We start from the raw sequence: 19571 nt of genomic DNA on the forward strand, positions 1-19571 counted from the left end.
TTCCGCCCGCGGGGGGGGGGGGGGCGGGGGGGGGTGTTGGTGCCCTACTGGCCCGGGGGGGGGGGGGCGGGGGGCGGGGGGCTCGGGGTCATCCCCTCGCGATCGCTCCGCTTAGGCCCTCGTACGCTCGGGATCGCACTGATCCCTACTGCACGATCGCGAGCCCCGAGGGGACGGGGTGGTGGGGCTACTTCGCCGCAGGCCCCGCACCCTCCGGCCCAACCGGCCCAACCGGCTTGGTGTGCTCGACGTAGACGAGGTTGACCGGCGGATCTTGCGGGTTGTAGTCGATGTCCTCGTCGGCGATGAGTTCGGCGGTCATGTCCTCCTCCAGGGCTTCGATGAAGTCCTTGTCCGGAACGTTGGATTCCTTGACCAGGCGGGCCAGTTCGCGCTGGTTCTTGCGGGTGAAACGCTTCCGCGGGTCGAGCTTGCGTGAGAGCAGCTTGCGGGCGCGCAGGCGACGCTTACCTTCGGTGTTGACCTTGTCGCGGCCGCGCAGCCATGCCAGGGAGATGACGAACAGCATGAGGATGCCCATGTATCCCAGCACCGGGTAGACGTAGGAGACCAGGTCGCGGAAGCCGACGAAGCTGAGGGCGAAGCCGATGAGGCAGGCGAAGATGAACACGGGGCGGAAGCGGGCGGGATTACCACGGGTCAGGCGCTTGCCCAGGGCGTAGAACATGCCGATGGCGGTGTTGAAGATCATGCCGAAGACCACGAAGGTCATGACTACGCCGAACATGGGGTGGATGTCATTGATCAAGGCCAGCACCGGCAAGTCCTCGTGGCCGACCACGGACACGGAGACGAACAGGGAGAGCACCAGCAGCATGAGCATGAGGAGGAAGAAGAAGCCGCCGATGAGGCCGCCGAGGCCCGCGGCGCGGGTGTCCAGGTTCGCGCCGCCGATGACGATAGCCATGGACACGGCCGTCATGATGGACAGGCCGACGTAGTTGAGGGCGGCGAGCCACCAGTTGGGCAGGGAGGTGGCCACGGAGGCGGACTGGATGTTGAGGGTGGACCAGTCCGGGTTGGCGGTGATGAGGGTCCAGACGGTGGCGCAGACGATGAAGACGATGACGAACGGGGTGATCACGCCGATGACGGTGGAGACCTTGTTCACGTCGAGCATGCCGGTGAGCAGGACCAACACGAGCATGATTGACGCGCCGATCCACACGGGCAGCCCGAACTGTTGGTTGAGGTTGGATCCACCGCCGGCGAACATGACGAAACCGATGCAGAACAGCGTGATGATGGTCGCGATGTCGAGGATCCAGGACGTCACCTTGCTGGAAATACGTCCCAGCACTGCGGTGTGTTCGGTGGCTTGGTAGTAGCTACCGAGCTGGAGAACTGCAATGCCGGTGATGGTCATGAGCACGGAGGCTAAGACCGCGCCCCAGATGCCCATGGTGCCGAAGGCGACGAAGTACTGCAGAGCCTCCTGTCCGGACGCGAATCCGGCACCGACGATCAGGCCGATGAAGGCCATGGAAATGGCTAATGCCCTTTTAAACATGAGAAAAAATACTCCTGAAAGAGTTAAAGGTTACCCCTTTAATTTAACTCCATCAGCAGTGAAAACTCATGTTTGGTGCGGCATGGGTTAGCTGTAGAGGTCGTCGTCGAAACGCCTGCGGCGGGGTGCTTCTCGACGCCGCGGTGGTTCACCGCGCCGCGGTTGCGGTTGCGGTCGCGGTCGTACCTCGGGGCGGGGTGCCTCGGCCCGGGGGCGGGCGCCGCGCTCGGTCTGGCGGGAGCGGTTGCGGGCCAGAAGTTCCTCGACGGTGACTTGGTTGGTGCGGCGGCGGGCCCGGGTGGCGGTGTCCCGGTTGCGGCGGTCGGCTTCGGCGGCGCGCCGACGGTGGTTGATGGCCGCGGTTTCTGCGGCGCGGCGGGAGCGGCCGGAAAGCCACACGCGGAACAAGGCGATGGCGAGTGCACCCAATGACACTGCGGCCAGCACGGGGAAGAACTGAGCCAGGGGAAACAGCGCGGTGACGATGGTGGTGGTGGAAAACGGTGCGGTGCCCTCCGCGGCCTGGGAGCGGGTGACTGTCCAGGCGGTGAGGACTGTCATGAAGCCGAAGAGCACGGGGATGGATGCCACCGTGAGAAACAGCCCCCGCACATCCGTGAACAGGGTGACCACGATGGCGGCCACCGCGAAGCACACCAGGAAGGGGCCGCCGATAGCCTGCGCGTTGAGGCTGAGCAGCAGTCCGGTGATGAGAGCCGCGAGAAGGATCGATATTCCCGACCAGGTGGGTAGACCGCTGGCGCGGGTGCGTGAGCGGCTGCGGCTCCGGTGGCTGGGGGTGGACACGGAAGCTAAGTCTAGCCGGTGTCCTCCCGGGAATTGTCGTCGACAGCGGGTGTGGGGTGTCGGGGGCGGTCCGTGATGGGGTGTAATTCCAGGGGTGGGCGGTCGGTGCGGGCCGGAACACCCATGTCTGCCAGTCGGCGGGCGGTGACCATGACCCGGGAATCCAGGGAGCCGAGGGTGGCGTTGTAGGCCTCGATAGTTTTCTCCAGATGGCGGCCTACCCGCTGGTAGTGCTCGCCCATGGTGTTCAGGCGGGTGTAGAGCTCGCGGCCTAAGCGTTGGATGTCGCGGGCCTTGTCGGAGATGTCTTCCTGTCGCCAGCCCAGCGCCACCGTACGTAGCAGCGCGAAAAGGGTGGTGGGGGTGGCGATGACGATGTTGCGGGAAAAGGCGTATTCGAGGATCTCCGGATCCACCCCCAGCGCAGCGTCCAGGAAGGGATCGGCCGGGACGAAGAGGACGACGAACTCCGGTGTCGGGTCGAAGGCGTCGATGTACTCCTTGGCGGAGAGCTGCGTGACGTGCGTGCGCAGTAGGTGGGCGTGACGGCGCAGGTAGGCGGCGTGTTCCTCCGGGTCCTGGCTGTCGAGGGCGTCGAGATAGGAGGAGAAGGGCACCTTCGCGTCGACGATGAGGCGGCGCCCACCCGCCAGGTGGACGACGAGATCGGGGCGGACTAGGCGGCCGTCCAGGCGCGCGGTGACTTGCGAATCAAAATCGCAGTGGCGCACCATGCCGCCGAGCTCCACGACTCGCTCCAGCTGGATCTCTCCCCAGCGGCCGCGGACCTGCGGGGAGCGCAGGGCGGTGACTAGCTGATCGGTGCGGTCGCTCAACCGGGTCGAGGTGCGAGTCATCGCCTGCACCTGGCTGGCCAGGGAAGCGTAGGTGGCGGCGCGGCCCTGCTCCAGTTCCCGGAGCTGACCGCCGATCTCACCTACGGCCTGCTCGAGGCGGGTGAGCCCGGGGTCTGCTGGTGGGGGTGATTGACGGGGACGTCGATAAGCATGGGCAAGCCAGCCCAGGACAAGGCCGAGCACGACGCCGACAAGGAGGACAGGCAGAGCGGAACTCATGCGCCCACTGTGGCACACGCCCCCGACATGACTGGCTCAGCGCCGACCAAAAAGTCCGAACAGCCTTTCGATGCGCTTACTGCTCAGGCGCAGACGGCCCAGGTCACCGCCGGCGGTGGAGGTGGTCGGCGGCTCGGGACTAGAGGTGAGATCCTCCACATTCTCAGGCTTGCGCGGCTCATCGACGTAGACGATCGATTCACGCCACTGCTGGCGCAGCAGGCGCCCCTCCTCCTCCGTCAGGCGGCCGTTGAGCTCGCCCTCGGGGGTCACCCACTCGATGTCGGCGGAGAGTTTCTCACCGGAGCGCAGGGCCATCATGTCGGTGAGGTAGCGGAAGCCGACGGCGATCATCGCCACGAAGGGCACCGCCAGGAAGGAGCCGACCAGCCCGAACAGGCCACCACCGATGGTGACGGAGATAAGCACGATGACCGGGTGCAGGTTCATCGCCTTCGACTGCAACCACGGGGAGAGAATGTTGCCTTCCAGCTGCTGCACCGCGATGACGATGGCCAGCACGATCAGTGCCTGCGTCACGCCCAGCGACACCAGCGCCACCAGCACCGCCAGCGCACCGGCGACCACCGCGCCGATCAGCGGGATGAAACCGGCGATGAAGGTGATCACAGCCAGCGCCAACGCCATGGGGACACCGACGATGACCAGGCCGAGGCCGATGAAGATGGCGTCGACAAGCGAGACGATCGCCTGTGCGCGGATGAAACCACCAAGGGTGGTCCAGCCGCGGGTCATGCTTTCGGTCACGTGCCAGCCGATGCGGCGCCCGGACACCGAGCGGGCCCAGGGGAGGAAGCGGTGGCCGTCCTTGAGGAAGAAGAACGTCAGGACGATGACCACGAACAGGGTGAACATCATCGACGTGGCGGTGCCGACGCCGGAGACGATGCCGCCGGCGATGGCACCGGCCTGGTCCTGCACCCAACTGGCGGCGTCGTTGAACAGCTGGGAGAGGTCCTCCCCGTCGACGTTGAGCGGCGGGCCCTGCGCCCACAACTGCAGGCGCTGCACCCCCTCGAGGGACTGCAGGTAAAGGATCTGCGATTGACGCGCGATATCCGGGGCAATGAACCACAGCAAGGTGCCGAAGAATCCGAAGAACCCCAGCATGGAGATAAGCGCCGCCAAAGCTGGCGGGAATCCCCGGCGGCGCATCCACGTCGTCGGCGGCGCCAGGACGGTGCACACGATGATGGCGAACGCCATCGGCAGCACACCCGCCCCCACCTGCTTGAGAAGAAACCACGCCACGTAGAGGAATACCGCGATGATGAGCATCCGCAGCGCCCACATGGCGAAGGACTTGATCCACTCCGACATGACGACGGAGCGGTCGATCTGGTCCCCGGGAGCACGAAGCTCCTCCTGCTCGTCCAGATCCAGTGCCGTGACGGCGGTGGATCCGGTCGAGTCGGAGGAGCCGGAGTCCGGTTCGGAGGGGAGGTGGGGCTGGTCAGTCACAGCCTCTATATTGCCTCAACACCTCACCGGGTGGTGTTAGGGGATCTCCTGTGCGGCGAGCTGCTCGTCGCGGGCGTAATCCGCATTGCCCAGCGCGCCGGAGGTGTCATCGGGGTTGCTGCGCAGGTGCAGGGCGCTGGCGATGAAACCGCCCCAGATGACCACCATGAACAAGACCATCATCATGATTGCTATACCGCTCATCGGGTGGTTCCTTCCTTGTTGACGGGGTTGACGGTGTGCTTGTCGACGCCCGCGTTACCCGCGGTTTCGCCGTACTTGCGGGGGGTGTGCAGTTCCCGGCGGACTTCCGGATCGACACCGAAGTCGGAGCCGGGCGGGCCGTCGAGACGCAGGGTGCCGCGCCACGGGACCAGGGAGAACACGAGGGCGTTGATGACAATCAGCGCCAGCACCGCCCAACCGTAAATGGCTACCTGGGAGGTGGAGTAGCCGCCGTAGGGCTCCTGCACCAGGGAAATGAGTTCCTGGGCGAGGGTGAAACCGAGGACCAGGGTGGTGACGTTGACCACGAAGATGCGCCACAGGGTGCCCACCTTGAAGGAGGACACGGCGTTGATGTGGAGCGAGAACTCGTCGATGCGGCGCAGGATCCAGTCGAGGATGACCACGGCGATCAGCGCGATGGCCACGATGCCGATGTTGTTGGTGAACTTGTCCATGATGTCCAGGGCCATGAGGCCGGACGTGGTGGAGAACAGACCCAGGGACAGCAGCGCCATGAAGGTACCGATGCCGATGGCGACGACCTTACGCGGCAGGTTCAGCTTGTCCTTGACCGCGGAGACCACGACCTCCAGCAGGGAGAACAGAGAGGTGAAGCCAGCGATGGTCAGCGAGGCGAAGAAGAGGAAGCCGAAGATCGGGCCGAAGGCCATCTCATTGATGATCGCCGGGAAGGCGACGAACGCCAGGCCGATGCCGGAAGTGGCGACCTCATCCACGGCCACCGCCTGCTGCACAGCCATGAAGCCCAGGGCCGCGAAGACGCCGACGCCTGCGAGGACCTCGAAGGAGGAGTTCGCGAAGGCGGTGGTCAGACCGGTGCCCGTGAGGTTGGTGCGCGGGCGCAGGTAGGAGGAGTAGGTGAGCATGATGCCGAAGCTCACGGACAGGGAGAAGAAGATCTGACCGTAGGCGGCGATCCACACGGTGCCGTTGGCCAGCGCACCCCAGTCCGGGGTGAACAGGGCGTTGAGGCCGGTGGCGGCACCCGGCAGCATGAGCGCCTGGACGACGACGATGATGAACAGCACGGTCAGCAGCGGGATGAAGAACTTGGACACCTTGCCGATGCCCTTGTCCACGCCGATCGCCAGCACGACGATCGCCGCGATCCACACAGCAGCCAGGGCCAGCGCGATCTGCGGAACGAAGTCGGTGGAGAAGGTCGCGGCATCGTCGAACTGCAGGAACTCGCCGAAGAAGTACTCGTTCGGGTCATCGCCCCACGCCTTGTTGAAGGACTTGATGGCGTACAGCGCGGCCCAGCCGATGATGGCGGCGTAGTAGATGGTGATGAAGAAGGAGACGCCGACCTGGATCCAGCCGACCGGCTCGGCCCAGGACTTGATGCGACGGAACGTCAGCGGCGCGGAACCGCGGTAACGGTGACCCAGCGCGTAGTCCAGGAACAGTAGCGGAATACCCGCCGTCAGCAGGGCGATGAGGTAGGGGATAAGGAAGGCGCCGCCACCGTTGTCATACGCGACATAGGGGAAACGCCAGATGTTACCGAGGCCGACGGCGGAGCCAATGGCGGCCAGCAGGAATGCCCAGCGGGAGGAGAAGATCTCGCGCCGCTCACCCTGCGCCTTGCCCGACGACGCGGGCTGCGAGGTGGTCGAAGACATGTGTGTACCTGTCTAGGTTGTGATTGTGTAGGTGAACGCCGGTGGTTAGGGCGGTAAAACGTCCAGGGTGTGACGGGTATATCTGAGAAGTGGCCTGATCATATATTGCTGAAGGTGACATGGCACAACCTGGGGTCCGCGCTGAGTATCTGGGAAAACACGCAGGCTGCTAGGATCAACGCCCGTGAGCCTTACTCTTGGAATCGTCGGTCTGCCCAACGTCGGCAAGTCCACCCTCTTCAACGCCCTGACCCGCAACGATGTGCTGGCCGCGAACTACCCGTTCGCCACCATCGAGCCCAACGTCGGCCTCGTCGAGCTTCCCGACGCCCGCCTGGGCCGCCTCGCCGAGATCTTCGGCTCTGAGCGCATCCTCCCGGCGACGGTGTCCTTCGTCGACATCGCCGGCATCGTCAAGGGTGCCTCCGAGGGTGAGGGCATGGGTAACGCCTTCCTCGCCAACATCCGTGAGGCCGACGCCATCTGCCAGGTCGTCCGCGCGTTCTCCGACGAGAACGTCATCCACGTCGATGGTGAGGTGGACCCGTCCTCCGACATCTCGGTGATCAATACCGAGCTCATCCTCGCCGACCTGCAGACGGTGGAGAAGGCCCTGCCGCGCCTGGAGAAAGACGCCAAGAAGGATAAGTCGCTGGCCGACACCGTCGCGGAGGTCAAAAAGGCCCAGGCTGTGCTGGAGGACGACCGCACACTGTTTTCCGCCGCCAAGAACGGCGAGCTCGACCTCGCGCTCATCCGCGAGCTGCACCTGATGACCGCCAAGCCCTTCCTCTATGTCTTCAACTCCGATGAGGATGTGCTCACCGACGACGCGAAGAAGGCCGAGCTCGCTGCCCTGGTTGCCCCGGCGGACTGCGTCTTCCTCGACGCCCAGACTGAGACCGAGCTGCTCGAGCTCGACGAGGACGAGGCCGCCGAGCTTCTCGAGGGAGTCGGCCAGGACGAGCCGGGCCTGCACTCCCTGGCCCGCGCCGGCTTCGAGACCCTCGGACTGCAGACCTACCTCACCGCTGGCCCGAAGGAGTCCCGCGCCTGGACGATCCGCAAGGGTGACACCGCCCCGCAGGCAGCCGGCGTCATCCACACTGACTTCGAGCGCGGTTTCATCAAGGCCGAGATCGTCTCCTTCGCCGACCTCGACGCCGCCGGCTCCATGGCCGAGGCCAAGGCCCAGGGCAAGGTCCGCCAGGAGGGCAAGGACTACGTCATGGTCGACGGCGACGTGGTGGAGTTCAAGTTCAACGTGTAGTCGCGTTCCGATTCTACGTCTGGACGTCGCGTCCACTGTCTGCCTGTGCGCAACTTGTACAAGTTGTACCATAGGTCCATGATTTCCGTGACTCTGTCCCAGTTCCGTAACCGGCAGAGCGATTACATCGCCGCGGCGCAGCGAGAGCCCGTCGAGATCACTTCGCGCGGAGCCGGTCGCCGTGCCGTGGTCGTGTCCCCCGAGTTCTTTGATCGTGCGCTGCAGGCATTGGAGGACCAAGCTGATGTCCGTGGTGCCGCCGAGGCTCGCAACGAAGAGGGGCGAGTCTCCCACGAGGAGCTCATGCGCGAGCTTGGCCTCTGAACCTGTTCGATGCCGTACACAATCAGCTACGTCCCTTCGGCAGCGAAGACGATTCGAAAGCTCGACAGATCGACGGCTCGGCAACTGCTTGAGGCCATCGATGGCCTCGCCAGTGACCCGCGTCCGCCGGGCTGCATTCAGCTCAAGGGAGGTAGGGGAGAGTTCCGCATCCGCGTCGGTGACTACCGTGTCGTATACGACGTCCAGGATGACGAGCAGCTGGTCCTCGTGCTCCGGGTCGGACATCGCCGAGAAGTGTATCGATGAGGTGGCGTCCGCCGTCTCATGGTGGAGGGGAGTTAGTTGGCGTGAGTTTGCCCAGATCGAACTAGCGCACTGGGCCCATGGCTGGACATGTGAAAAAGGGGCGGGTTTACAAGTCACTGTTCGTTGCGTCGAGCGTGTTGGAGATCGAGAACTGGATCAAGGACGACCTTCCAGATCTTCTTTGGCCTGCCCTTGTCCTGTCCGAGCTGGACAACGACGGCGTCCGGCTGTTCGAGAAGTGGCAGAAGGCTGTGCAGGAGCGGGTCGCTGGCCATGACGAGGACGGATGGGGCGCGGAGACACTTGACGGACGGCTCACTCATCTCCCCGCGCTGCGGGCCTTCGCATGGCTGGAGGTTACAGGCCACCTTGGTCGCTGACATTTAAAGCAAGGTTGACGGCACGTGAGCGGAAGCGAGCGCCATCGCTGTCGACCCGCTCCATCGGGTGAACAGTGCGAGTTCAATGGCACGACCTATCATTGAAGGCATGAGTGTTGACGCCGCCGATTCCGCAGGGAACCCCTCTTCCGCCACCGCCGGTACCACTGCCACAACCGCCACCACTCCGCGCCAGGCGAGAAAGCGGCGGTCGGCGAACGCGCCCAAGCCGCCGGTCCTGCAGCAAGCGACGAAGACGCTGAGCCCCAAGCAGATCGTGGGGTTCGTCCTCGGCCTCGTCCTGTTCCTCGTGCCGTTCATCATGGATGTCCCCGGGCTCGCGGAGCCGGGCGAGCGCATGCTCGCGATTTTCCTGTTGGCGATCGTGTTCTGGGTGCTCGAGCCCATTCCGCTGACGGCGACGGCGGTGCTGGTCATCCTCCTGGAGGTGTTGCTGGTCTCGGCGGGGGCGATTGTCGATCCGACTGGAGGGGACGCCGCACTGGAGGACACTGTTCTTCCCGCTGCCGACTATTTCGCGGCCCTGGCCAACCCTGTGATCATCCTGTTCCTGGGCGGATTCATGATCGCGCACGGTGCGGAAAAGTACGGAATGGACCGCAACCTCGCATCCGTCATGCTCAAGCCCTTCCCCAGCAGCGCACGGATGACGGTGCTGGGCCTGATGCTGATCACCGCCCTGCTCAGCATGTTCATGTCGAATACCGCCACCACTGCGACGATGTTCGCGGTGGTCATCCCCATTCTCAAATCGCTTCCCGCGGGCAAGGCACGGGCCGGCGTCGCGCTGGCGATTCCCCTGGCGGCGAACGTCGGAGGCATCGGCACCCCGGTGGGCACACCGCCGAATGCGATCGCCATCGGTGTGCTGCAGGAGCACGGCATTTCCATCTCCTTTACCCAGTGGATGGCGCTGGCCGTGCCGTACATGCTCGTCGTGCTGGCCATCGCGTGGGTTCTGCTGTGCCTGACATTCATTCCGAAAGACGCCCGCATCGAGATCGACATGGAATCCCGCTGGAACACCGCCCTCGACGCGAAGGTGTTCTACGCCATCGCGGGCTTGACCATCCTCCTGTGGGTCTCGGAGCCGCTGCACGGCGTCTCCTCCAACATCGTCGGCTTCTTCCCAGTGGTGGCGCTCCTCGCCTTGCAGGTCATGAAGGGCAAGGACGTCCAGGCCCTGGATTGGCCGGTGCTGTGGTTGGTCTCCGGAGGCATCGCGCTTGGCACCGGTGTGGGCGCCACCGGGTTGGATGCGTGGCTCGTCGGTTCGGTGGACTGGACGTCTTTGGGCGGCCTCGCGATCTTGGCCACGCTGGGCCTCATCGGCTTCGGCATGGCCAACGTCATCTCGCACTCCGCCGCGGCCAACCTGCTGGTTCCCCTGGCGGTGTCGCTGGCGGTCTCCCTGGACAACGTCAACCCTCTCCTGGTGGCGGTTGTCGTCGCCATCGCCTGTTCGGTCGGCATGTCGATGCCGATCTCCACGCCCCCGAACGCCATCGCCTATGCCACCGGCGAAATCAAAATCGGCCAAATGGCCTTCATCGGTATGGTCGTCGGCGGTGTGGCGACCGCTCTGCTTGTCTTCGCCGCCCCGCCGCTGTGGACGGCCCTGGGGCTGGTGGGTTAGATGCCCCTGCGCTACCGATTGCCGCACTCGACGATCGCCATCGTCGGCCGCTCCGAGGTCACCCAGTACCTCTATTCGCTCGTCAGCCGGACGTTGGGGGAGCAGTTCCGGGTGGTGAACGGGCCCGATCTGCCGTCCATGCTCGAGCAGATCGGTGACGACGACAATCTGGGTCTGATCACGGTCACGCTTCACGATGACGGCCTCCCGGCCGACCATCCCCTCGTCTCCTTCGTCGCCGATCCGAAGTTCAGGCACACGCGCATCTTGGTGTTGTCCACCGCGCCGTCGATCAGCGGGCTGGACCTGCTCACCGACCTGGGGCGGCTGGACATGCTCGCCTACACCCCGGAGATCAAGGAGGACACGTTCATCCAAACGCTCCTCCAACAGCTGCGCCGCTATTGGCACCACCGGAGCGACGCGGACCCCACCGTGGGCTTCCACGACGAGCTCCCCGAGCAATTCGTCCTTGACAGCACAATGAGCGACATCGAGATCATCAAAGTGCTTATCGACGCCGCCGACCACCATCTCGGATATCAGCCCCGCCTCGTGTTCCCACCGGGGGTGTACCTCACCAAGGAAGGGCACGTCGTCGAGGAGATGATTTTCGCCCTGAGCGGCAAGGTACTGCTCAGGCGCTTCACCGACGCCGGCGACATCACCATGCACCACGCCTCCACCGGCAAGGTGATCGGACTGCTTGCCCTGGCCAATGCCCGGGTCGGCTTCTTCACCGCGCGCACCACTACGGAGGTCGTCGCAGTCCAGCTCTCCTATGAGCAGCTCAACTACCTCCTTTCCGTGGAACCGCGGCTCAACCGGCTGATCACCGCGCTGTTCGTCCGCACCTACGACAGGCGGCTTCGACGCGCCGAGGACATCCAGGTGAAACGGCACGAAACTCGATCGCTGTTAGAACAGGAACGTGCCGCCCTCGCCCTGGCATTGAAGAACCTCGAGGGAGCCCGCAAGGAGTTGATGAGCCAGGCGCGCTTCGCCTCTCTCGGTGAGCTGGCCGCAGGCGTCGCCCACGAACTCAACAACCCGATGGCCGCGATCAAGCGCACCGCCGAACACCTCGCCGACGACATCGCGGCCCTGCTGAAGACCGGCAAGTCCAAGCGCTGGTCGGACGGGGCGCTCTCCGCGATCGAGGCGGCCAGCTCGTCCCCCGCGGTCAGCACGAAGCGGGCCCGCGAGATCCGCAGGGAGATCGCCGAGATCACCGGGGACCGTGAATTGGCGTCGCGTTTGGTGCTGGCCGGAGTCCACGACCTGGATTTCGTCCGCCAGGTGCACAAGTCCCGGAATCTGGACTTCGAGATGGTGGAGCACGCCGCCTCCATCGGCACCGCCCTGCGCAACGTCGAAAATGCGGCCACCCGCATCACCGATCTCGTGGCGAGTCTGCGTTCCTACGCCCGCCCCGACGGTGACCCCGTCACGGATGTCGACATTCACCAGGGCATCGACGACACCATCCGCCTGACCTCCTACAAGCTCCGGGGCGTCACCGTCCGCCGCGACTACGCCGAACTTCCCCCGATCACCTGTACCCCGGGCCAGTTGGCGCAGGTGTGGACCAACCTCATCACCAACTCCGCCGAAGCGTTCGCCGAATCCGGCAAGGGCTCCACCATCACCGTCCGCACCAGTCGGCCGAGGCCGGACTGGGTGCAGGTCGAGGTCATCGACGACGGACCCGGGATCCCGGGGGAACTTCTGGACCGGCTCTTCGAACCCCGCTTCACCACGAAGCAAGGCCAGGTCCGCTTCGGCATGGGAATCGGCCTGGGGGTCTGCCGCACCATCGTGAGCAAGCACAACGGGACCATCAACATCGAGACGTCCACCGCGGGAACCCGCGTCATCGTCGGCCTGCCAATCGCCGGGCCGCTGTCACTACAGGAGAGCTGAATCATGAAACTGACCATCCTCATCCTCGAAGACGAACCGGAGGTCCGCACGGCCGTGGAGCGGGACCTGCAGGTCTTCGCTCCCACGGTGCGTCTCGAACCGGCTTCCGACGTCGACGACGCCTGGGAGGTCATCGACGAGATCAGCGCCGACGGGGACGTCCTCGCCCTCGCCCTGTGCGATCACCGCATGCCCGGCACCACCGGAGTTGAGTTCCTCGTCGCCATGATGGACGACGACCGCACCGCCGCCACCCGCAAGGTTCTGGTGACTGGGCAGGCGCAGCTGGAGGACACCATCGTCGCGGTCAACGAGGCGGATCTCGACCACTACATCGCCAAGCCCTGGGATCGCGCCGACTTGGAGGCGACGGTCCGAGATCTGCTCACCTCCTACGTCGCCGATATGGGCATCGACCCGTTGCCGCACTTGGCGGCGCTGGACCAGGCCCGCGCGATGGAGCTGATCCGCTAAGACGCCGAGAAAGCGATCGCAACCCCAGAGGCCACATGCCGAGAAGTGACCTAAGTGCCACTCTGGTGCACGGCGCAAAACAGTGCACTTGTCCGACCATGACCAGGGGGGGAGTACGGATCAACACGAGCAGGACGGTTCGGACCTGCTCAGCCCGCGGTCGTGAGCGGGTGCAGGCGTTCTTGACGTCATCGACGAAGAACGGAGACATCGGGGTTCTCGGGAGCAGTGGCATCTGCCGCAACGATGCTCAGTTGATGGCCCGCCGGAGAGATCTGAAGCCCTCAAATCGGCGATATGTTCATTGTTGATGGCAGCAGCCTATTCGTCCAGAAGCGCCGAATGGAGGTCCATCAACTCCGGAACGCGGTGGAGTTCAAGTTCAACGGGTAGGTAAGGGGCCGGGACTCGGCTGAGCGAATTTTCTAGCTTTCCGTTGAGAGCGTGGTATCTCAGGCGACGCGCTTGCCATATCGCTGGCGGGCGGCCTCTCCGGAAGTACCGACAAATGTTCCAATTGAAGCCCAGGACATACCGGATTTGCGGGCGGTCCTGATGGCTTCGAGGAGATGGCGCTCGGCGCTCGACTGCTCGGCGACAGCGGCCAAAAGAGACTGAAGTGCCTCAACATTGAGCTGCTCACGTTCGCTTGGCTCATAGTTTTCGAAGCGGGTGGCAAGTTCGTCCGCGTGGGCGAGGATCTCTTCAACTGTCCGTGGCATGGTCATCACCTCAGGAATTTCTTGCGGGCCCGCATCGCGTGGACGATGACGACAGCGGTGGTGCCCTGTATGTAGCCGACTTCGAGAATGAGGGCGGCCTGGTTCGGTCCAATGATCATCGTGAAGCCTTCACCGAGGTCCCACGCGCGTATCGGGTTCCGGTATGCGTGCAGGATCTCGTCCTCGGTCAGCTCGTGTTTGAGTGCTGACTTCGCGATGATTGGATCGTCCACAACTCCAAGTTACCTTGCCGGGCAAGCGCTTGTCGATCGGCTGCAGATCCACGTTGTTTCACTGAATTCGATGCCTTGTCTAGTGAATCTAGGATGCGACGGGGTTCAAAATCGACGTGTGTTTGGATTGGTTGGCTCGGGCCCTCTGTGTTCCGGAGTGGAAGTTGATGGGCCCCGGTCTGATCCAAGCCGACATTGCTCGGGGCTGGCCGCCGTTTAAATGCAACCGGTCCGGAGAGTGGCTATCGCTGAGGCTGCACACAAGCACAACCGCACTCAGCCGCCCCGTGGATCAACGAGATCGTGCACGGTAAATGTTGCATCACCGCCGACACCGCGCTTCGCTTGGGGCGGTACTTCTCCATGGATCCGCAGTTCTGACGTCAGGGATGCGTCCCTTTTCGGTATGGTGCAGCGGTGTAGATCCCAATCAGTTATTAGGAGCATGAGATGGCTTTCAACGTTTACCTGTCCGGCGAGATCCACACCGACTGGCGTGAGGAGATCCAGCGCGGCGCCGAGGCCGCGGGCCTGGACGTCGTGTTCACCGCTCCGGTCACTGACCACCCGGCCAGCGACGCTGCCGGCGACCACCTGGGGGAGACGGAGAGCAAGTTCTGGCGCGACCACCAGTCCTCCAAGGTCAACTCCATCCGCACCCGCACCCTCATCGAGGACGCCGACATGGTCGTCGTGCGTTTTGGCAGCGAGTACAAGCAGTGGAATGCCGCCTTCGACGCCGGTTATTGCGCCGCGCTGAGCAAGCCGTACGTCACGCTTCACGACGCCGACATCGTCCACCCCCTCAAGGAAGTCGACGCCGCAGCGCAGGCCTGGTGCCAGACCACCGACCAGGTCGTGGAGATCCTGCGTTACGTGCTCAAGGCTTAGGTGCCCTGGGCCCTAAAAACGGTAGCGTTGAAACCCTAAAAACCGTAGCGTAGAAACATTTCGGTGGCTATTCTCAAGGCATGTCCTACCTACCGAGAACACTTGATCGCGAGCTCAACGAGCTTCTCCCGTCGGTGTCTGCATTGGCCATAGATGGCCCCAAGGGGGTTGGTAAGACCGAGACAGCCGCTCGCCGAGCGTCGACCATATGGGCGCTCGATGACCCTGCGCAGCGAGATCTCGCCACAGCGGACTTTAAGATGTCGACTGTCCCTCCCGGGACGTTGCTCCTCGATGAGTGGCAGCGAGTTCCCCAGGTATGGGACTCGGTGCGACGACAAGTCGACGGCGGGGCGCCGCCTGGGAGGTTCATACTTACAGGCTCGGCCACACCGGTCGACGCTGCCGGTACCCATAGTGGGGCTGCCAGAATTCTGTCATTGCGTATGCGACCTATGGGTCTTCACGAGCGGGGCGAGACGGTCCCAACGGTGTCTCTCGCCGATCTCCTGGAGGGGAAGCGGGACATAACCGGGATAGCGACTTTTGCCTTGACTGACTATGTGAACACCATCATTAAGGGAGGCTTCCCGGGAATCATGAAGGCGGAGGGGCGTGCGCTCCGTGCTCAACTCGATGCCTATCTGGCGCGTGTCATCGATCGGGATCTCCCAGATGCCGGGTTTGAAGTGCGCCGACCCGAAACACTACGTCGCTGGTTGTCGGCCTATGCGGCGGCTACTTCTTCCAATGCCTCCTACTCCAGAATTCTCGATGCAACTACGGGAGGAGATGGCTTTCAGCCAGCCAAGAGCACAACGATCACCTACCGGGATCACTTGTCGCGGTTGTGGCTTCTCGATCCGCTTCCTGGTTGGATTCCGGCGAATAACGAGATTCGCAGACTGCAGCAGGCACCGAAACATCACCTCGCTGATCCCGCTCTCGCTGCCCGGCTGCTCAATCTTACGGCGAAGTCTTTGCTGAACCCTGCCGGTTCGCATATGCTCGGCCCTCTTTTCGAGTCGTTGGTGACTCTCGGGGTTCGTGTGGCTGCGCAAGCTGCTGAGGCGATCGTGGGCCATCTCCGGTTGGGGAGCGGCGAACGTGAAATTGACCTGATTGTTCAGGGCGCCGAAGGGCAGATTCTAGGAATCGAGGTCAAGCTGGCGCCGTCTGTCACTGATGCGGACGTCCGCCATCTGTTGTGGCTCCGGAAGCAAATTCCGGATCGTGTCGTCGATCTCGTGGTGGTGACGACGGGGACCCATGCTTATCGACGCCCCGATGGTGTCGCCGTGGTACCTCTCGCACTGCTGGGAGCGTAACTGTGACATCCCCCGACAACATCCTCCTCCACCTGAGCGACCACGAGGAGCAACAGGTGCGGGACATTTTCGTCCGGCTCGCGGAGCGGGGGTTCCCACCTCAACAGCAGACCCCGCACATTACGATCACATTCGCCCGGCACATGCCGACGGAACCGGTCGCCTTGGCCAGTGAGCTGCTTCCTCCGCTGATCCCCGCGAGATTCCAGCGGGTGGGCACCGTTATCTTCGGTACGAAGCGCAAGCAGACCGTCGCCTGGCTGTTGGAGACCTCCGACGAGTTGGAGATCGCGGCCCGCCGCATCAGCGCGCGGAACCCGGACGGGCGGGGGCCGCGGTGGATCCCGCACTTGACGATGGGACTGCGGCTGCCGAGGGAGATCGTCCCCGATTACATCCGGGCGCTGGATGAGCTGGTCTCACCGCATCTGGCGGAGTTGACTGCCGCGCGGGCCGCGTTGTGGCAGCCGCGGCTCCGAGAGCTGAGAATCCTGGCAGGGGAGGGATTCGACAGCCGCGAGGTGAGCCTGCGTGGCGAGCTCGTCTGTGCGTCGCAAGCTGAGGTGAAGACAGTGGAACACCACCTACCCCGCCATGTAGAACTGACGCGGGCGGAGCCGGGGTGCCTCGACTTCGAGGTCTGGCCAGTGCCCGGGCAACCGGTGTGGACGGTGCACGAGCGCTTCGCCGATGGGGCGGCCTTCGGCGCGCATCAGCGGCGAGTCGCGGAGAGCGAATGGGGTCAGGCGACCAGAGGGATCGAGCGCCGCTACACGGTCGAGCAATCGGCAAAGTATACCTTGTAGGCCGTGGAGAGGTACCGGATATGGAGCTTCGCGGTACGATTTACCGCTCAACCCCGCCGGAACACCAGCAACGCGTCTCGCGTCAGGTCGTGCGGCAAGCGGTCCCATTCGATGTCCACCACACCGACCTGTGTCAGATGGGCGGTCAGCACGCGGGCGCAGTCGTCGATAAGCGGAGTGTGGTGGCCTTCGTGGAGGATGTCGGCGACGTTCCACACGAGGTGTCCGCCGGGCACCAACAACTCCGTGCACTGCCTCGCCACGGACCCCAGTTCGCACAGGTAACGGGCATAATCGCCGCCGCCGTACTCGTAGGCGGTGAGGGGGTCCGCATCGTGGTGGGTGGCGGTCATATAGGGAGGGGAGGAGAGGATGAGGTGGGCGGGGGCGTCGATAAGCAGGGAGAGTGAGCGGGCATCGCCCTCCGCGATGGACGCCGCTGGCACCTGCCGGCGAATGTGCGCGACGCGTTCAGAGAGCAGCTCGACGCCCACGGCGCAACGGCCCAATTCCACGGCGCGCGACAGCGTGGTGCCGAAGCCGGCGAAAGGGTCGAGGACGACGTCGCCGGCGGAGCTGAATGAAGAAATGACATGGTCGACGATCGCGGGGAGCATATGTACGTCTTCGTCCGCGCCGGGCGGGCGGGTGGCAATGAACTGGTCGTGGGTGGCCTCAAGCCGCGTCACCAGGGAAGGCATGGATGGGAGTGTAGTCGGGCCACGGGGGCGTCGATAAGTATTTCTTTAAGCGTTGCTCCGGAGTAGCGTGGTGGTTATGACCAGTGACAGGCCGATGTGGGAGCGTTTCCTGCCCGGTATGGGCGCGCTGAAACGCTATGAGCGCTCGTGGCTCGGCGGGGATGTCATCGCGGGCGTCACCGTGGCGGCGTACCTGGTGCCGCAGGTCATGGCCTACGCCGTCATCGCCGGGCTGCCCGCGGTGGTCGGGTTGTGGGCGGTGCTGGCCCCGATGTTTGTCTATTTCTTCCTGGGTACCTCGCGGAAGCTGTCGATCGGCCCGGAGTCGACGACGGCCCTCATGACGGCCGCGGGTGTCGGTGCGCTGCTGTCTGCGGCGGGTGGCCCCGAGTACTACGCGGAGGTCGCGGCGCTGCTCGCGATCGCGGTCGGTGCGGTCTGCCTCGTGGCGTTCGTGGCCCGGCTCGGATTCGTCACCACGCTGCTGTCGCGCCCGGTGCTCATCGGTTACCTCATCGGTATCGCGGTGCTCATGATCGTCAGCCAGCTGGGCAAGGTGACCAAACTGCATGTCGAGGGGGAGAGCACGTGGCAGGAGGTGGTGGACTTTTTCCGACAGCTCGAGCATGTACACGTGCCGACGGCTCTGCTCGCCGGAGCGGTGCTCCTCCTGCTCTACCTGGCCGCGTGGATCGCCCCGAAACTGCCCGGCTCCCTGCTGGTGCTGCTCGTGTCGGCGGCAGTCGTCTCGATCTTCAATCTGCGCAGCTACGGGCTGGCCGTCATCGGCGAGGTGCCGCAGGGGCTGCCCGCGTTCCGAGTCCCCGACTTCACGGTCGTCGACGTGTGGGTGATTCTGCCGTATGCGGTGGGTATCGCCATCGTCGGCTTCTCCGACAACATCCTCACCGCCCGCGCCTTCGCCTCCGGAAACGGCGAGGTCATCGACTCCAACCAGGAACTCCTGGCGCTGGGCACCGCCAATGTGGCCACCGGATTCTTCCAGGGCTTCCCCGTCTCCTCCTCCGGCTCGCGCACTGTGCTCGGCGACGCCGCCGGCGCGCGCACCCAGGTCCACGCCCTGGTGGTCATCGCACTGGTGGTCATGGTCCTCATGTTCGCCGGCCCGGTCCTCGAGTCCTTCCCTGACGCGGCCCTCGGGGCCCTGGTCATCTACGCAGCCACCAGGCTCATCGACGTCCCCGAGATCATCCGCATCGCCCGCTTCCGCAAGAGTGAGGTGGTGATCACCCTGGCCACCGCGGCTGCCGTGGTGATCTTTGGCGTGCTCGCCGGCATCGGTTTCGCCATCGTCCTGTCCATCCTCGATCTGCTGCGCCGCATCACCCGCCCCTACGCCGACGTGCTCGGCTACGTGCCGGGAGTACCCGGCATGCACAGCCTCGACGACTATGACGATGCCCGGCCCGTCGACGGACTGCTGGTCTTCCGTTACGACGCCCCCATCTTCTTCGCCAACTCCGATGACTTCGTCCAGCACTCCCTGCAGGCCGTTGCGGAATCCGAGCAACCGGTCCAGTGGTTCCTGCTCAACGCCGAGGCCAACACCGAGATCGACCTCACCGCCGTCGACGCCCTCGACGAGCTGCGCGAACAACTCCAACGCCGCGGCATCACATTCGCCATGGCGCGCGTGAAACAGGATCTTTATCGACGCCTCGAACCCACCGGCTTCATCGATCGCGTCGGCGAGGAGTACATCTTCGAGACCCTGCCCACCGCCGTGCGCGCCTACGCTAACCGCTACCAGGCCCGCCACGGCCGCTGGCCGGACGGGGTGCCGCAGGAGGTGGTGGAGCCTTAG

The 19571-nt window shown here is 64.3% G+C and carries 20 protein-coding genes and 3 pseudogenes; 14 read left to right on the plus strand and 9 right to left on the minus strand.

Going from position 1 to position 19571, the window contains the following annotated elements:
* Positions 1-187: 187 nt before the first annotated feature.
* The 6 genes from Q4G50_RS01090 to Q4G50_RS01115 form a co-directional block, all read right to left on the minus strand.
* Positions 188-1531 carry a hypothetical protein gene (locus Q4G50_RS01090; protein ID WP_303375788.1) on the minus strand — a complete coding sequence of 448 codons (1344 nt, stop codon included), beginning with the start codon at positions 1529-1531 and terminating at the stop codon, positions 188-190.
* 87 nt (positions 1532-1618) lie between these two features.
* The gene (locus Q4G50_RS01095; RefSeq protein ID WP_303375789.1) at positions 1619-2338 is read right to left on the minus strand and encodes a DUF6542 domain-containing protein; all 720 of its coding nucleotides are present in this window, start codon (positions 2336-2338) and stop codon (positions 1619-1621) included.
* Positions 2339-2349: 11 nt separating this feature from the next.
* Entirely contained in the window at positions 2350-3414 is a 1065-nt protein-coding gene (locus Q4G50_RS01100) for a DNA recombination protein RmuC (protein ID WP_303375790.1), read from the minus strand.
* Positions 3415-3450: 36 nt separating this feature from the next.
* Positions 3451-4818, minus strand: coding sequence for an AI-2E family transporter (locus tag Q4G50_RS01105; RefSeq protein WP_303375885.1), 1368 nt, complete (start codon positions 4816-4818; stop codon positions 3451-3453).
* A gap of 114 nt (positions 4819-4932) precedes the next feature.
* The gene (metS, locus tag Q4G50_RS01110) at positions 4933-5100 is read right to left on the minus strand and encodes a methionine/alanine import NSS transporter subunit MetS (RefSeq protein WP_303375791.1); all 168 of its coding nucleotides are present in this window, start codon (positions 5098-5100) and stop codon (positions 4933-4935) included.
* Entirely contained in the window at positions 5097-6770 is a 1674-nt protein-coding gene (locus Q4G50_RS01115; RefSeq protein ID WP_303375792.1) for a sodium-dependent transporter, read from the minus strand. The genes metS and Q4G50_RS01115 overlap by 4 nt, the downstream gene beginning before the upstream one ends.
* A gap of 184 nt (positions 6771-6954) precedes the next feature.
* On the opposite strand from Q4G50_RS01115, the gene ychF reads away from it, so the two are divergent.
* The 7 genes from ychF (at position 6955) to Q4G50_RS01150 (ending at position 13065) form a co-directional block, all read left to right on the plus strand.
* On the plus strand, positions 6955-8040 hold the full coding sequence (gene ychF, locus Q4G50_RS01120) for a redox-regulated ATPase YchF (RefSeq protein WP_303375793.1): 1086 nt from the start codon (positions 6955-6957) through the stop codon (positions 8038-8040).
* A gap of 78 nt (positions 8041-8118) precedes the next feature.
* A complete protein-coding gene (locus tag Q4G50_RS01125) occupies positions 8119-8364 on the plus strand; it encodes a type II toxin-antitoxin system Phd/YefM family antitoxin (protein WP_303375794.1) in 246 nt (81 codons plus the stop codon).
* Between the two features lie 9 nt (positions 8365-8373).
* Positions 8374-8631 (plus strand): type II toxin-antitoxin system RelE/ParE family toxin, encoded by a 258-nt coding sequence (locus tag Q4G50_RS01130; protein WP_303375795.1) that lies wholly within the window; start codon positions 8374-8376, stop codon positions 8629-8631.
* Positions 8632-8708: 77 nt separating this feature from the next.
* Positions 8709-9011: a hypothetical protein gene (locus Q4G50_RS01135; protein WP_303375796.1), complete on the plus strand. Its 303-nt coding sequence runs from the start codon at positions 8709-8711 to the stop codon at positions 9009-9011.
* 109 nt (positions 9012-9120) lie between these two features.
* A complete protein-coding gene (locus Q4G50_RS01140) occupies positions 9121-10668 on the plus strand; it encodes a DASS family sodium-coupled anion symporter (protein ID WP_303375797.1) in 1548 nt (515 codons plus the stop codon).
* Complete coding sequence (locus Q4G50_RS01145; RefSeq protein ID WP_303375798.1) at positions 10669-12591, plus strand: ATP-binding protein; 1923 nt, start codon at positions 10669-10671, stop codon at positions 12589-12591. It begins immediately after the preceding gene.
* Between the two features lie 3 nt (positions 12592-12594).
* Positions 12595-13065: a response regulator gene (locus tag Q4G50_RS01150; RefSeq protein ID WP_303375799.1), complete on the plus strand. Its 471-nt coding sequence runs from the start codon at positions 12595-12597 to the stop codon at positions 13063-13065.
* Positions 13066-13517: 452 nt separating this feature from the next.
* Here Q4G50_RS01150 and Q4G50_RS01155 read toward each other — a convergent pair whose 3' ends face one another.
* Together Q4G50_RS01155 and Q4G50_RS01160 are read right to left on the minus strand one after the other, a co-directional pair.
* A complete protein-coding gene (locus Q4G50_RS01155) occupies positions 13518-13787 on the minus strand; it encodes a hypothetical protein (protein ID WP_303375800.1) in 270 nt (89 codons plus the stop codon).
* Between the two features lie 5 nt (positions 13788-13792).
* The gene (locus Q4G50_RS01160; protein WP_303375801.1) at positions 13793-14020 is read right to left on the minus strand and encodes a hypothetical protein; all 228 of its coding nucleotides are present in this window, start codon (positions 14018-14020) and stop codon (positions 13793-13795) included.
* 291 nt (positions 14021-14311) lie between these two features.
* Between Q4G50_RS01160 and Q4G50_RS01165 the strand changes: the two are divergent.
* The 6 genes and pseudogenes from Q4G50_RS01165 to Q4G50_RS01185 all read left to right on the plus strand — a co-directional run.
* A pseudogene (locus Q4G50_RS01165) lies at positions 14312-14398 on the plus strand (transcriptional regulator); the annotation flags it as partial.
* A 72-nt stretch (positions 14399-14470) separates the two neighbouring features.
* Entirely contained in the window at positions 14471-14911 is a 441-nt protein-coding gene (locus Q4G50_RS01170; protein ID WP_303375802.1) for a YtoQ family protein, read from the plus strand.
* An 80-nt stretch (positions 14912-14991) separates the two neighbouring features.
* Positions 14992-15369: pseudogene (locus Q4G50_RS14635) on the plus strand (AAA family ATPase); the annotation flags it as partial.
* A 105-nt stretch (positions 15370-15474) separates the two neighbouring features.
* Positions 15475-16239, plus strand: coding sequence for an ATP-binding protein (locus tag Q4G50_RS14640; RefSeq protein ID WP_368660619.1), 765 nt, complete (start codon positions 15475-15477; stop codon positions 16237-16239).
* Between the two features lie 2 nt (positions 16240-16241).
* A pseudogene (locus Q4G50_RS01180) lies at positions 16242-16730 on the plus strand (2'-5' RNA ligase); the annotation flags it as partial.
* Positions 16731-16811: 81 nt separating this feature from the next.
* Positions 16812-17045, plus strand: coding sequence for a putative quinol monooxygenase (locus tag Q4G50_RS01185; RefSeq protein ID WP_303375886.1), 234 nt, complete (start codon positions 16812-16814; stop codon positions 17043-17045).
* Positions 17046-17092: 47 nt separating this feature from the next.
* Here Q4G50_RS01185 and Q4G50_RS01190 read toward each other — a convergent pair whose 3' ends face one another.
* Positions 17093-17746 (minus strand): DNA methyltransferase, encoded by a 654-nt coding sequence (locus Q4G50_RS01190; protein WP_303375804.1) that lies wholly within the window; start codon positions 17744-17746, stop codon positions 17093-17095.
* A gap of 76 nt (positions 17747-17822) precedes the next feature.
* Here Q4G50_RS01190 and Q4G50_RS01195 point away from each other — a divergent pair, with 76 nt between their 5' ends.
* Positions 17823-19571, plus strand: a complete 1749-nt coding sequence (locus Q4G50_RS01195) for a SulP family inorganic anion transporter (RefSeq protein WP_303375805.1) — start codon at positions 17823-17825, stop codon at positions 19569-19571.

The sequence above is a fragment of the Corynebacterium sp. genome (assembly GCF_030538285.1).
Taxonomy (GTDB): Bacteria; Actinomycetota; Actinomycetes; order Mycobacteriales; family Mycobacteriaceae; genus Corynebacterium.

Bases quoted from the DNA above. Each gene is read 5' to 3' on its own strand.
- Q4G50_RS01090 (WP_303375788.1), bottom strand. From the start codon at position 1,531: ATGTTTAAAAGGGCATTAGCCATTTCCATGGCCTTCATCGGCCTGATC.
- Q4G50_RS01100 (WP_303375790.1), bottom strand. From the start codon at position 3,414: ATGAGTTCCGCTCTGCCTGTCCTCCTTGTCGGCGTCGTGCTCGGCCTT.
- metS (WP_303375791.1), bottom strand. From the start codon at position 5,100: ATGAGCGGTATAGCAATCATGATGATGGTCTTGTTCATGGTGGTCATC.
- Q4G50_RS01115 (WP_303375792.1), bottom strand. From the start codon at position 6,770: ATGTCTTCGACCACCTCGCAGCCCGCGTCGTCGGGCAAGGCGCAGGGT.
- Q4G50_RS01125 (WP_303375794.1), top strand. From the start codon at position 8,119: ATGATTTCCGTGACTCTGTCCCAGTTCCGTAACCGGCAGAGCGATTAC.
- Q4G50_RS01130 (WP_303375795.1), top strand. From the start codon at position 8,374: ATGCCGTACACAATCAGCTACGTCCCTTCGGCAGCGAAGACGATTCGA.
- Q4G50_RS01135 (WP_303375796.1), top strand. From the start codon at position 8,709: ATGGCTGGACATGTGAAAAAGGGGCGGGTTTACAAGTCACTGTTCGTT.
- Q4G50_RS01140 (WP_303375797.1), top strand. From the start codon at position 9,121: ATGAGTGTTGACGCCGCCGATTCCGCAGGGAACCCCTCTTCCGCCACC.
- Q4G50_RS01145 (WP_303375798.1), top strand. From the start codon at position 10,669: ATGCCCCTGCGCTACCGATTGCCGCACTCGACGATCGCCATCGTCGGC.
- Q4G50_RS01150 (WP_303375799.1), top strand. From the start codon at position 12,595: ATGAAACTGACCATCCTCATCCTCGAAGACGAACCGGAGGTCCGCACG.
- Q4G50_RS01155 (WP_303375800.1), bottom strand. From the start codon at position 13,787: ATGCCACGGACAGTTGAAGAGATCCTCGCCCACGCGGACGAACTTGCC.
- Q4G50_RS01170 (WP_303375802.1), top strand. From the start codon at position 14,471: ATGGCTTTCAACGTTTACCTGTCCGGCGAGATCCACACCGACTGGCGT.
- Q4G50_RS01190 (WP_303375804.1), bottom strand. From the start codon at position 17,746: ATGCCTTCCCTGGTGACGCGGCTTGAGGCCACCCACGACCAGTTCATT.
- Q4G50_RS01195 (WP_303375805.1), top strand. From the start codon at position 17,823: ATGACCAGTGACAGGCCGATGTGGGAGCGTTTCCTGCCCGGTATGGGC.